This is a genomic window from Pseudomonas sp. AF03-9 (assembly GCF_020515815.1).
GTDB lineage: Bacteria > Pseudomonadota > Gammaproteobacteria > Pseudomonadales > Pseudomonadaceae > Aquipseudomonas.
The window spans coordinates 295,830-308,992 of the sequence record NZ_JAHPJF010000001.1; the positions used below are offsets into that span (position 1 = coordinate 295,830).

Genomic DNA, 13,163 nt, shown 5'->3' on the forward strand with positions numbered 1-13,163 from the left:
CAGCTGAAGTCAGAGGGTCTTCGCAGAAGCCGGATTGATCATCCGCGTCAGCCCCAGATTCTTCAGCGCCAACTGCAGCGAGCTGTGGATAACTTGCGGGTTGTCGATGGTCATCAATTCCGCCAGCAGCTCCTTCGCCATGCCCAGATCCACCTGGCGCAGCATCCACTTCACCTTTGGCAGGTTGGTGGCGTTCATCGACAGGCTGTCAAAGCCCATCGCCATCAACAGCACTGCCGCCGCCGGGTCACCGGCCATTTCGCCGCAGATACTCACCGGCTTGCCTTCGGCATGGGCATCGCGCACCACATGTTGCAGGGCTTGCAGCACCGCCGGGTGCAGGTAGTCGTAGAGGTCGGCCACCCGTGGGTTGTTACGGTCCACGGCGAGCAGGTATTGGGTCAGGTCGTTGGAACCCACCGACAGGAAGTCCACCTGCCGCGCCAGCTCCTTGGCCTGGTACACCGCCGCCGGGATTTCGATCATCACGCCAATCGGCGGCATCGGTACGTCGGCGCCTTCGTCGCGCACTTCGCCCCAGGCACGGTGGATCAGGTGCAGCGCCTCTTCCAGCTCATGGGTGCCGGAGATCATCGGCAACAGGATGCGCAGGTTGTTCAGGCCTTCGCTGGCCTTGAGCATGGCGCGGGTCTGGACGAGGAAAATTTCAGGATGGTCGAGCGTGACACGAATCCCACGCCAGCCGAGGAAGGGGTTGTCTTCCTTGATCGGGAAATACGACAGTGACTTGTCGCCGCCAATGTCCAGGCTGCGCATGGTCACCGGCAACGGGTGGAAGGCCTGCAATTGCTCGCGATAAATCGCCAGCTGCTCCTTCTCGCTCGGGAAACGCTGGTTGATCATGAACGGCACTTCGGTGCGGTACAGCCCCACCCCTTCGGCGCCACGCTGTTGCGCGCGGGCCACATCGGCCAGCAGGCCAGTGTTGACCAGCAGCGGCACGCGATGGCCGTCGGTGGTCACGCACGGCAGTTCGCGCAAGGAATCGAGGCCCAGCGCCAGTTGTTTCTCTTCTTCAACCACCTCGGCGTATTGCTTGCGCAGCACTTCGCCGGGGTTGGTGAACACCTCGCCGCGATGGCCATCGACAATCATGTCGATGCCGTCGACCTTGGCATACGGCAGGTCCACCAGGCCCATCACCGTCGGGATGCCCATGGCCCGGGCCAGGATCGCGACGTGGGAGTTGCCCGAACCGAGTACCGAGACCAGGCCCACCAGCTTGCCTTCCGGCACTTCGCCCAGTTGGGTCGCGGTCAGTTCTTCACTGACCAGGATGGTCTTGTCGGGGAAGACCATATTGGTGGTGCGATCTTCCTGCAGGTACGCCAGCAGACGGCGACCGAGGTCGCGTACATCCGAGGCGCGCTCGCGCAGGTAGTCGTCGTCCATCATTTCGAAGCGGTTGACGTGATCGGTGACCACCTGGCGCAGCGCGCCCTGGGCCCACTGGCCGGTCTTGATCACGGTCTTGACTTCGTTACCCAGGGACGCGTCGTCGAGCATCATCTGGTACACGTCGAACAGCGCACGCTCTTCGGGGCGCAGCTGGGTGGCCAGCTTGTTCGACAGGTTGCGCATGTCGGCGCGCACGCCTTCGAGGGCGGTCTTGAACAGTTTGATTTCAGCGTCGATGTCGTTGACGGTCTTGTCCGGCACTACATCCAGGTCCGCCGGCGGCAGCATGACCACCGCCGTACCGACCGCCGCGCCCGGCGAACCCGGCACGCCGACGAACTTGGCTTCCTGGATGCCCTTGCCCTCACGGCCCAGGCCGCGAATCGAGCCAGTGGCCTCGGCGTGGGCGATTACCCCGGCGAGCTGCGCGCTCATGGTCACGAGGAAGGCTTCTTCACCTTCGTCGAACTGGCGGCGTTCTTTTTGCTGGATGACCAACACGCCGACGACGCGGCGGTGGTGAATGATCGGCGCGCCGAGGAACGAGGCGTAGCGCTCCTCGCCGGTTTCGGCAAAGTAGCGGTAACGCGGGTGATCAGCCGCGTTTTCGAGGTTCAGGGGTTCTTCACGCGTCCCCACCAGGCCCACCAGACCTTCATTGGGCGCCATGCTGACCTTACCGATGGAGCGCTTGTTCAAGCCCTCGGTGGCCATCAGCACAAAACGGTTGGTCTCGGGGTCCAGCAGGTAAACCGAGCAGACCTGGCTGCCCATGGCTTCCTTGACGCGCAACACAATAATCCCCAACGCCGCCTTGAGATCCTTGGCGGAGTTAACTTCCTGGACGATCTTGCGCAGCGTATTGAGCATGGCTCGGGGTCGAACTCCGTCGTCAGTCGCGCGCTAAAAGGCGCGGGGCAAGCTCTTTGAGAGCGCGACGATAAACCTCGCGCTTGAATGTCACCACCTGGCCCAACGGATACCAATAGCTGACCCAACGCCAGCCATCGAACTCCGGTTTACCGGTCAAATCCATCCGCACCCGCTGCTCGTTGGAGATCAGGCGCAGGAGAAACCATTTCTGCTTCTGGCCGATACACAGCGGTTGGCTGTGGGTACGCACCAGGCGTTGCGGCAAACGATAACGCAACCAGCCACGGGTACAGGCCAGAATCTGCACATCTTCGCGCTCAAGGCCGACTTCTTCGTTCAACTCACGGTACAAGGCGTCTTCAGGGGTTTCGTCGGGGTTGATTCCACCTTGAGGAAACTGCCAGGCATCTTGGTTGATTCGGCGAGCCCATAGCACCTGTCCGGCATCATTCGTAAGAATAATCCCGACATTAGGACGGAAACCATCGGGGTCGATCACGGCAACAACCTCGCAAACGCATGTCGCCGCATTGTTCCACAAAGGTTGTTGCAGCGGCAACGAGGCTTCTTAGCTTATGTGCACTCTTGTGAAAAGACCGTATTCTGGACGCCTTTTTACAGACATTTCAGCGAGTAACTGCAATGCGCCTGGCTTTATTCGACTTGGACAACACCCTTCTCGGCGGCGACAGCGATCACGCCTGGGGCGATTACCTCTGTGAACGCGGGATTCTCGACCCGATCGCCTACAAGGCCCGCAATGACGAGTTTTACCAGGATTACCTGGCCGGCAAGCTGGACAACGCCGCCTACCTGAACTTCAGCCTGGAAATCCTCGGCCGTACCGAGATGGCCCAACTCGACGAGTGGCACCGCGATTTCATGCGCGACTGCGTCGAGCCGCTGATGCTGCCCGGCGCCGTGGAACTGCTGGCCAAGCACCGCGCCGCCGGCGACACACTGGTGATCATCACCGCCACCAACCGTTTCGTCACCGCGCCGATTGCCGCACGCCTGGGCGTGGAAACCCTAATTGCCACCGAATGCGAGATGGAAGATGGCCGCTACACCGGGCGCAGCACCGATGTGCCGTGCTTCCGGGAAGGCAAGGTGACGCGTTTGAATCGGTGGTTGGAAGAAACCGGATTCAGCCTGGAAGGCAGCTATTTCTATAGCGATTCGATGAATGACCTGCCGTTGCTGGAGCAAGTGACGCACGCGGTGGCGGTGGATCCGGACCCGAATTTGCGGGCTGAGGCTGAGAAGCGCGGGTGGCCGGTGATTACGCTGCGTAGCTGATAGCCCCTTCGCGAGCAAGCCCGCTCCCACATTTTGACCGTATTCTCATGTTGGAACTCGGTCGAGTGTGGGAGCGGGCTTGCTCGCGAATGCAGGCGACTCGGTCTTGCGCCTTAAACCGGCTTAGCGCCCATGAGCCCCGCAATCGCCACGAACCCCACCAGGCTGACCACCGCCAGCACCAAGGTGAAATTCAGGCTGCCGCCCTCGCCTTTACGCAGGCGATTAAGCCGCGCCACCAGCCAGAACCAGGCCAGCGCCGCTACGGTGTAGAGGATGCTGGAGCCCAGGATCCAGGTCTGCCCCAGCGGCCAGCCGACCAAGTGCACCAGCCACCAGCCGGTGAACGGCATGCTGACTACGCAGATCCCCATCAGCAACCAGACGAAGGCCCACGGCCGCTGCACGGTGACCGCCGGGCCGGCACTGCGTTTGCGCCAGGCCAACAGCGCCAGGCCGAGGCCGCTGAGCAGCAGCAACACGGTGGCCGCGATGTGGATAACTTTCAGGGTGATCAGGGTTTGCATATCTCGAATCTCTCAAAGGCCGCCCCAATCAGCGTAGTCGCTCAACCGAGGAACAGTTTGTAGGCCGGGTTATCGCTTTCATCCCAGTACGGGTAGCCGATGGCTTCCAGGGCTGCCGGTACCAGGTGACGCTCGTTCGCCGGCACTTGCAGGCCTGCGACCACACGGCCGTCAGCTGCGCCGTGGTTGCGATAGTGGAACATCGAGATGTTCCAGCGCCCGCCTAATTTGTTAAGAAAGTTGAACAAGGCTCCCGGGCGCTCCGGGAATTCGAAGCGAAACACCACTTCATTGCTGACGTGCGCCGCATGCCCGCCGACCATATGGCGGATGTGCAACTTGGCCAGTTCGTTCTCGGTCAGGTCCAGCACCGGGAAACCCTGGCCGGTAAGGCTGGCGATCAAGGCACTGCGCGGGTCGTTTTCCGGGTGGGTCTGCACACCGACAAAGATGTGCGCCTCGCTGCCAGAGTGGAAGCGGTAGTTGAATTCGGTGATCTGGCGCTTGCCCACGGCCTCGCAGAACGCCTTGAAGCTGCCCGGCTTCTCGGGGATGGTCACGGCGATAATCGCTTCACGGCCTTCGCCCAGCTCGGCGCGCTCGGCTACGTGGCGCAGGCGGTCGAAGTTGACGTTGGCACCGGAGTCGATGGCCACCAGGGTTTGCCCGGTGACGCCACGGGTCTCGACGTACTTCTTGATGCCAGCCACACCCAGCGCGCCTGCCGGCTCGGTGATGGAACGGGTGTCGTCGTAGATGTCCTTGATCGCCGCACAGATTTCATCGGTGCTCACGGTGATCACTTCATCCACATAGTGCTTGCAGATGTCGAAGGTGTGCTGGCCGATCTGCGCCACCGCCACGCCATCGGCAAATAGCCCGACGGTCGGCAGTACCACGCGCTCACCTGCGGCCAGCGCGGCTTGCAGGCAGTTGGAGTCGTCCGGCTCAACGCCGATGACCTTGATGTCCGGCCGCAGGTATTTCACGTACGCCGCGATACCGGCGATCAGCCCGCCGCCGCCCACGGGTACGAAGATCGCGTCCAACGGCCCCGGGTGCTGGCGCAGGATTTCCATCGCCACGGTGCCCTGCCCGGCAATGGTGTGCGGATCATCGTAGGGGTGAATGTAGACGTAGCCCTTTTCGTCGACCAGTTTCAGCGAGTAGGCCAGGGCTTCCGGGAAGGAATCACCGTGCAACACCACCTTGCCACCACGGGAGCGCACACCTTCAACCTTGATCTCGGGGGTGGTCTTGGGCATCACGATGGTGGCCTTGACCCCCAGCACCTTGGCGGCCAGGGCCAGGCCCTGGGCATGGTTGCCCGCCGAGGCCGTGACCACACCGCGGGCACGCTCCTCGCTGCTCAATTGGGTCAGCTTGTTGTAGGCGCCGCGAATCTTGAACGAGAACACCGGCTGCAAGTCTTCACGCTTGAGCCAGACCTTGTTGCCCAGCCGCTCGGAGAGCTGGCGGGCGGTCTGCAGCGGGGTTTCTACGGCAACGTCGTAGACGCGGGAGGTGAGGATCTTTTTGACGTACTGTTCAAGCATCGGCGGGCATCTACTTTCACGGTTTGGCAGGGCCAAGGAGTCTAACCCGGCTTTTGGCCGGGCGACCACACGAATCCAGAGGTTTTGTTGGGTTATACTCGCGCCCCTCGATAACTCCCCCGCCCGTTCCGGAGCCCGCATGACCCAGGATCAACTCAAACAGGCAGTGGCCCAGGCCGCTGTCGATTTAATCCTTCCCAAACTCGACGACAAGAGCATCGTCGGTGTCGGCACCGGCTCCACCGCCAACTGCTTTATCGATGCGCTGGCCCAGCACAAGGGCGCATTCGACGGCGCCGTGGCCAGCTCCGAAGCCACCGCTGCACGCCTCAAGGGCCATGGCATTCCGGTGTACGAGCTCAACACCGTGAGCGACCTGGAGTTCTACGTCGATGGCGCCGATGAAAGCGACGCGCACCTGAACCTGATCAAAGGCGGCGGCGCAGCCCTGACCCGCGAGAAGATCGTCGCGGCCGTGGCCAAGACCTTCATCTGCATCGCCGACGCCAGCAAGCTGGTACCGGTGCTCGGCGCGTTCCCGCTGCCGGTGGAAGTGATCCCGATGGCCCGCAGCCACGTGGCCCGCGAGCTGGTAAAACTGGGCGGCGACCCGGTTTACCGTGAGGGCGTGTTGACCGATAACGGCAACATCATCCTGGATGTGTTCAATATGCAGATCACCAACCCGGTGGAGCTGGAAACCCAGATCAATGCCATCGTCGGCGTGGTCACCAATGGTTTGTTCGCTGCGCGCCCGGCTGATGTACTGCTGCTGGGCACCGCTGAAGGTGTGAAAACCCTCAAGGCCTAAGGCTCACTGCCTCGCTTTATGTGGGAGCTGGCTCCCACATTTGATCCCCTCGCTCACAGCACCCATGTAACAAAAACGCTACTTTTCGCAGCCCCCCTCGCCAAAATCGTGCGCCACGTCACGACACTCAACACCGCCACTGGTATCAAATCCGTTACAAATTACAGCCAGGCGACTCACCCGTTTAACAATGCGCCAAATCACAATCGCCCAGGGAATGAGGCGCACATTGTGCAAAGGTCTGGGCTTGAACATCCCCATCACCTCAAGGAAGACCTTGTGATAAAGCCCCTAGCCCTTGCTATCAGCGCGGCCTGCGCCCTGCTGCCGACCCACCTCCTGGCCTACGACTACGGCGAGCACGCCAACACCACCCTGGAAAAACTGATCAACGACTACCCCGGCCGTTATCGCGGCACGGCCAACTTCGCCGGGGCCGCCGATTGGATGCAGAGCCAGATGGGCACGGCCTACAGCATCAGCCGCCAGGACTTCACCTGGAACAACGGCAGTCGCGCGTCGCAAAACGTGGTGGCCTACGCCGCCGGCACCAAACCGCAGTACGTGGTGATTGGCGCACACTTCGACACCTTCTTCGGCCGCCCGACCCTGCAAGGCCTGGACGACAACGGCTCCGGCGCCAGCGTGCTGACGGAAGTGGCGAAGAACCTTGGCGGCCTGCAACTGGAAAACGGCTTGCAGATCGTCGGCTTTGGCGCCGAAGAGGAAGGCCTGCGCGGTTCGCGGGCGTTTGTCGCGTCGCTGAGCGCCAGCCAGCGCGCGAACATGCTGGCGATGATCAACCTCGACAGCCTGATCACCGGCGACATGATGTACGCCCACGCCGGCCAGAACAGCACCGCCAACCCGGCCTTGGCGTCGTTGCGCGAGCACACCTTTGAGATCGCCAAGGAATTGAACATCCCGCTGTTCACCAACCCCGGCCTGGACCCGCAATACCCCAAAGGCACCGGCTGCTGCAGCGATGGCGAGCCCTTCGAACCGCTGAACATCCCGATTCTGTATATAGAAGCCACCAACTGGGAACTGGGCGACCTCGACGGTTACACCCAGACCGACAACCCGAAGATCCCCGGTGGCTCGACCTGGCACGACCCCGCCGAAGACAACAAGGCCGTGCTCACCGACGCCTTCGGCCAGGCGCGCATCGATCAACGCCTGCGCGACTATTCGCGCCTGCTCAGCCGCCTCGTGCTGGAGTTGACCAACGCCGACCTGATGGCCTCCACCGCCTCGGGCGGCGCCGTTGCGCGCAATATGCAGGACAACCTGCAACGCCAGCACCAGGCCATGGTGCGCCTGCATGACCGGCGCTGGCTGACCTTGCAGTCGGCCAGCCGCGAGGTTGGCAGCTTTGATGGCGAGATCGGCGTGGACGGCGAATACAACCCGGACAGCGGCTTCGATACTGCCCCCAACCCCGAAGCGCGACGCGTGGGCCTGCATGCGCTGGGCGACTATCAACTGACCCCGAGCCTGAACATCGGCGCCAGCCTAAGCTACCTCAACGGCCGTGACACGCTTGAGCACCGTGGCAAACTCGACAGCGACACTTGGCAAGCCGCGGCCTATGCGCTGCTCAACGATGGCGGGCCGAGCTGGCTGGCCGGCGACCTGAGCATCGGCCACAGCCGCTTCGAGTCCAAGCGCAACCTGCTGATCCAGGCGAATGGCGGGCCGATCCTGCTCAACCAGCAATTGACCGGCAACACCGACGCCCTGACCCTGGGCGCGCGCGTGCTGGGTGGCTATGACTTTGACTTCGGCGCCATCAAGAGCGGGCCTTTTGCAGGCCTGGACTACAGCCACTCGCGTATCGATAAATTCCGCGAAAAGCAGGACCTGCGCACGGCCCTGACCTACGAGGAACAGTCTTTCGACTCCCTGGAAGCCAGCCTCGGCTGGCGCGTGCGAGGCGCTGTCGCCCTGCCCTACGGCCTCAACCTGCTGCCTTACGGCGACATCGCTTGGGTCAAGGAGATGGCTGACGGCCGCCTGGACGACCTGCAACTGACCGCCCGCGCCGACGGCCAGGCGCGCACCGCCAAGCTGGGTTCAGCGGACAAGAGCTTTGGTCGCGCGCAAGTCGGCAGCCAATTGGCGATCACCCCGCAGCTGGGAGTATTTGCCGAGGTCAACGGCCGCCTGGGCCACAGCGAAGGCAGCCAGACCGGCTACTCGCTGGGGGTGCAATGGATGTTCTGATCAGGGCTTCTTGAACACGTAGAACAGGTTGGGCTCACTGGTCAGGTACAACGTACCGTCATCGTCCATGGCGATCCCTTCGGCCTGAGGCACGCGTTTTTTCAGGCCATGGCGCCCGTTGAGCAGCGACAAACTGCTCAACGGGCGACCGTCGACATCCAGCTCCAACACCAGAAACGACTCATCAGACAGCGCCAGCAAATGGCCGCTGCGCTCATCGTATTGCAGGCTCGACAGGTCACGCACAAACAGCCCGGCATCGCGCTTGGGGTTGTTGATCACATGCACCGAGTAGGTTTTTTCCGGCTTGAAATGGGGAAAGCCGTGAATCTCGTAGATCAGCATCGGGTCGCGCTCCTTGGCCACGAACAGACGCTTGCCCAGCGAGTCATAGGCCAGCCCTTCAAAGCCCTTGTTGCCACCCATGTGCAGGCCCAGGACCATTTGCTCGGCGTCGGCGGCATCGAGGAACTGCGTGTCGTCATCCACATGCACCTTGATCAGCCGCTGCTGGCGCTCGTCGCTGATGACGTAGATGCTCTCGCTGATGAATTCCACCGCCTCGGCATCCCCAAACCCCACCAGAGGGATGCGCCGCAGGATCTTGCCTTCCAGCGACAGTTCGATCAGCTCCGGGTTTCTATTGGTGACAGTAAACAGGCTCTTGCGCACCGGGTCGTAAGTCAGGGCCGACACATCACTGTCCAGGCCTTCGATGACCTGGGCCTCAAGGGTCACACGGTAGTCGGCCAGGCCGATGGAATGCTCATTGGCTGGCTGGCGCCACGCCAGAAAGTTGAACCAGCCACGCTCGAACAGGCGAAATTCTTGCGCAACCACTGCAGCGCTGATCAGGGCGATCAGCGCAAGTAGCAGGAGGATGGGTGTGGGGCGGACAAGTCGGCGCATCGGGCGGGCTCAAAGTCAAAGGTGGCGCATGAATATCACGCCCGTCTGAATTTAAACTTAAACGCGCCCTGGTGTCTGGTGGATGCCGTTCTTAGAGAACTATCCGACGTAACCGAGGTGCTATTTGTGCTTTTCGAAGCGATAGAACAGGTTCGGCTCGCTGACCATGTACAGGTTGCCGTCCTCGTCCATGGTCACCCCTTCCGCACGTGGAATGGTGTCCTTGAGCCCATTGAAACCGCCAAGCAGGGTCATGAAGCTGACTTGCTCGCCCTTTTCATCCAGCTCCAGCAGCAGGTGGGAATCGGCCGAAAGCACCAGCCAGTGACCGGTGCGTGGGTCCACGGCCAGGGCCGAGAGGTTGCGCATGTCCAATTCGGTGCTGCTCAGTTTTTGCTTGTCGCCAGCCAGGGTCTGGCTGCCGTCGCTTTTCCAGGTGAACAGCGCAGGCGGGCGTTCTTCGCCAAGGATGATCTGCTGGTTGCGCTTGTCCCAGGTGACGCCCTCAAAGGCTTTGTTCTGGTTCTTCGACGGGCCCAGGTCGTAGCTGTGGAAGTCGGCCTTGTGCAGCTGGGTCGTGCCGGCGTCGACCTTGACGATGGTCAAGGTGTGGTCACGCTCGTCGACCACGGCCAGCAGGTCGTTTTCCAGCACCGTCACGCCTTCCGGGTTGCTCCAGCCGTTGAGTGGCATCTTGCGCAGCACATCGCCTTGCAGGGTCAGCTCAACCAGGAACGGGTTTTTGCCCATGACGGAAAACAGGGTTTTGGTGCGGGGGTTGTAGGAGACGTCCGAAGCCTCATCCTTCTCCATGCCTGGCAAAAGTTTGCCATCGATCACCACCTGATAATCCGGCAGCCACACGCTCTGCTGGCGTTCGGCAGGGTTCTCGAAGCGTTCCTTGACCCACAGCATGCCGCGATCATCCCAGTGCATCGCCCAGGCGAGGCCATAGGTAATCACGCCGACCAATAGCAGCCAGGAATACCAGCGCAGGGCAAAACGCGAACGCGGCTTGGAGGTACTGCTGGGCAGGGTAACGGCCATGGGGGCGCTTTTTCCGGAAAGTCAGCGTTAGGTGATAGCACAGGATCTAGAAGCCCGCGCGCAAGAGGCTGAGGATTATCCGGATGGCGTGTGAAAAAAATGCAAAGAACTGGATTTTGCGGGCACACACAAAACCAATGTGGGAATGGGCTTGTGTGGGAGCGGGCTTGCTCGCGAAAGCGGTGTGTCAGTCAAAGATGTTCCAACTGAACCACCGTATTCGCGAGCAAGCCCGCTCCCACATTTTTAATCGCGTTTCGTCAGTACCTAGCGAACCACGCTTTCGAAGCGATTCACACCCGACAACTCCAGCACCAGCTCATCGCCCACATTCAGCGGGCCCACGCCGGCCGGGGTGCCGGTGAGGATCACGTCGCCAGCCTGCAGCGAGAAGCAGCCCGCCATGTACTGGATCATCGGCACGATCGGGTTGAGCATGATTGCGCTGTTGCCGTCCTGGCGCACTTCGCCATTGATGGTCAGGCGGATGCCGATGTCGGTCAGGTCAGGGAAGGTGCTGCTCACCACGAACGGCGCGATCACTGCCGCGCCGTCGAAGGACTTGGCGATTTCCCACGGCAGGCCCTTGGCTTTCAGCTCGGCCTGCTTGTCGCGCAGGGTCAGGTCCAGCGCCGGGGCGAAACCAGAGATCGCGTCCAGCACTTCTTCGCGACTGGGCTTGGTCGACAGTGGTTTGCCGATCAACACTGCGATTTCCGCTTCGTAGTGCACCGAACCGCGCTCGGTAGGGATGGCAAACCCTCCTTCCAACGCCACCACGCAGCTGCCTGGCTTGATGAACAGCAACGGCTCGGTTGGCACCGGATTATCCAGTTCCTTGGCATGTTCGGCGTAGTTACGCCCAATGCACACCACTTTCCCTACCGGAAAGTGGATGTTGGTGCCGTCGACATACTTGTGCTGGTAGCTCATGGAACGACTCCTTCAGGGGCGATTAAACAGCGAAGATCTTGCCAGGGTTCATGATCCCGTTCGGGTCGAACACCGCTTTGACGGCTTTCATGTATTCGATCTCGACTGGCGAACGGCTGTAGGTCAGGTAATCGCGCTTGGTCATGCCCACTCCGTGTTCGGCGGAGATCGAACCGTTGTACTTCTCGACGGTTTCGAACACCCACTTGTTAACAGTGGCGCACTTGGCGAAGAACTCATCCTTGCTCAGGTTTTCCGGCTTGAGGATGTTCAGGTGCAGGTTGCCGTCGCCGATGTGGCCGAACCAGACGATTTCGAAGTCCGGGTAGTGTTCGCCGACGATCGCGTCGATTTCCTTCAAGAACGCCGGCACTTTCGACACGGTTACCGAGATGTCGTTCTTGTACGGAGTCCAGTGGGAAATGGTCTCGGAGATGTACTCGCGCAGTTTCCACAGGTTGTGCAGTTGGGTTTCGCTCTGGCTCATCACGCCGTCCAGCACCCAGCCCTGCTCCACGCAGTGTTCGAAGGTTTCCAGCGCGTGGTTGGCAACTTCTTCGGTGGTCGCTTCGAATTCCAGCAGCGCGTAGAACGGGCACTCGGTTTCGAACGGTGCCGGCACGTCGCCACGGCCGAGGACTTTGGCCAGGGCCTTGTCGGAGAAAAACTCAAAGGCTGTCAGGTCAAGCTTGCTTTGGAACGCGTGCAGCACCGGCATGATCGAGTCGAAATCAGTCGTGCCCAACACCATGGCGGTAAGGTTTTTCGGCGCACGGTCCAGGCGCATGGTGGCTTCGACCACAAAACCCAACGTCCCTTCGGCGCCGATGAACAGCTGGCGCATGTCGTAGCCGGTGGCGTTCTTGATCAGATCGCGGTTCAGCTCCAGTACGTCGCCCTTGCCGGTGACGACCTTCATGCCGGCCACCCAGTTGCGGGTCATGCCGTAGCGAATCACCTTGATCCCGCCGGCATTGGTGCCGATATTGCCGCCAATCTGGCTGGAACCGGAGGATGCGAAGTCCACCGGGTAGTACAGGCCGTTTTCTTCGGCAACGTTCTGCAGTTGCTTGGTGACCACGCCCGGCTGGCACACGGCGGTGCGGTCGGTGAGGTTCACGTCGAGGATCTGGTTCATATAGTCGAAGGACACGACCACTTCACCATTCGCCGCCACGGCAGCGGCCGACAGGCCTGTACGACCACCGGATGGCACCAGCGCGACCTTATGGTTATTGGCCCAACGCACGATGGCCTGGACCTGCTCGATGGTCTTGGGGAAGACAATGGCGGTCGGCGCGGGTGCGAAGTGCTTGGTCCAATCCTTGCCGTAAGCCTCCAGGGAGTCTGCATCGGTCAGCACTTTGCCAGGCTCAACCAGGGTCTTTAGCTCATCAATCAGGGCAGGATGGGTCATCGACAGAACTCTCGAACAATTCATGGTCATCCTGAGAACGCTTCACGTCGCAGGAATGAGTGTTTGCGGGGCGCGTATGCTAGCATACCGCCCCCGCAGGACAGAGCCCAAGGGCGTTTCTGCGGTGACGGCTTTCCTGCCGTCCG

At 61.3% G+C, this 13,163-nt stretch carries 11 protein-coding genes; 3 read left to right on the forward strand and 8 right to left on the reverse strand.

The features are described from left to right. Positions 1–9: 9 nt before the first annotated feature. Together ptsP and LIY36_RS01365 are read right to left on the reverse strand one after the other, a co-directional pair. Positions 10–2,289 (reverse strand): phosphoenolpyruvate--protein phosphotransferase, encoded by a 2,280-nt coding sequence (gene ptsP / locus LIY36_RS01360; RefSeq protein WP_192297879.1) that lies wholly within the window; start codon positions 2,287–2,289, stop codon positions 10–12. A gap of 22 nt (positions 2,290–2,311) precedes the next feature. After that, a complete protein-coding gene (locus tag LIY36_RS01365; protein WP_003176750.1) occupies positions 2,312–2,791 on the reverse strand; it encodes an RNA pyrophosphohydrolase in 480 nt (159 codons plus the stop codon). 143 nt (positions 2,792–2,934) lie between these two features. Between LIY36_RS01365 and LIY36_RS01370 the strand changes: the two genes are divergently transcribed. Continuing rightward, on the forward strand, positions 2,935–3,591 hold the full coding sequence (locus LIY36_RS01370) for an HAD family hydrolase (protein ID WP_226454592.1): 657 nt from the start codon (positions 2,935–2,937) through the stop codon (positions 3,589–3,591). Positions 3,592–3,704: 113 nt separating this feature from the next. Here LIY36_RS01370 and LIY36_RS01375 read toward each other — a convergent pair whose 3' ends face one another. Next, positions 3,705–4,118, reverse strand: a complete 414-nt coding sequence (locus LIY36_RS01375; protein ID WP_226454593.1) for a DUF2269 family protein — start codon at positions 4,116–4,118, stop codon at positions 3,705–3,707. 41 nt (positions 4,119–4,159) lie between these two features. After that, the gene (gene ilvA / locus LIY36_RS01380) at positions 4,160–5,674 is read right to left on the reverse strand and encodes a threonine ammonia-lyase, biosynthetic (RefSeq protein WP_226454594.1); all 1,515 of its coding nucleotides are present in this window, start codon (positions 5,672–5,674) and stop codon (positions 4,160–4,162) included. A gap of 139 nt (positions 5,675–5,813) precedes the next feature. On the opposite strand from ilvA, the gene rpiA reads away from it, so the two are divergent. Next, on the forward strand, positions 5,814–6,485 hold the full coding sequence (gene rpiA, locus LIY36_RS01385) for a ribose-5-phosphate isomerase RpiA (protein WP_017736692.1): 672 nt from the start codon (positions 5,814–5,816) through the stop codon (positions 6,483–6,485). Between the two features lie 279 nt (positions 6,486–6,764). Next, complete coding sequence (locus tag LIY36_RS01390; RefSeq protein ID WP_226454595.1) at positions 6,765–8,711, forward strand: autotransporter domain-containing protein; 1,947 nt, start codon at positions 6,765–6,767, stop codon at positions 8,709–8,711. Here the strand turns inward: LIY36_RS01390 and LIY36_RS01395 are convergent, their stop codons facing one another. The 4 genes from LIY36_RS01395 to LIY36_RS01410 all read right to left on the reverse strand — a co-directional run bounded on the left by LIY36_RS01395 (position 8,712) and on the right by LIY36_RS01410 (position 13,017). Beyond that, a complete protein-coding gene (locus LIY36_RS01395) occupies positions 8,712–9,620 on the reverse strand; it encodes an SdiA-regulated domain-containing protein (protein WP_192297884.1) in 909 nt (302 codons plus the stop codon). 120 nt (positions 9,621–9,740) lie between these two features. Beyond that, positions 9,741–10,667, reverse strand: a complete 927-nt coding sequence (locus tag LIY36_RS01400; protein WP_226454596.1) for an SdiA-regulated domain-containing protein — start codon at positions 10,665–10,667, stop codon at positions 9,741–9,743. Between the two features lie 267 nt (positions 10,668–10,934). Beyond that, positions 10,935–11,600 (reverse strand): fumarylacetoacetate hydrolase family protein, encoded by a 666-nt coding sequence (locus tag LIY36_RS01405; RefSeq protein ID WP_226454597.1) that lies wholly within the window; start codon positions 11,598–11,600, stop codon positions 10,935–10,937. A gap of 22 nt (positions 11,601–11,622) precedes the next feature. After that, positions 11,623–13,017, reverse strand: a complete 1,395-nt coding sequence (locus LIY36_RS01410) for an FAD-binding oxidoreductase (protein ID WP_192297887.1) — start codon at positions 13,015–13,017, stop codon at positions 11,623–11,625. Positions 13,018–13,163 lie beyond the last annotated feature (146 nt).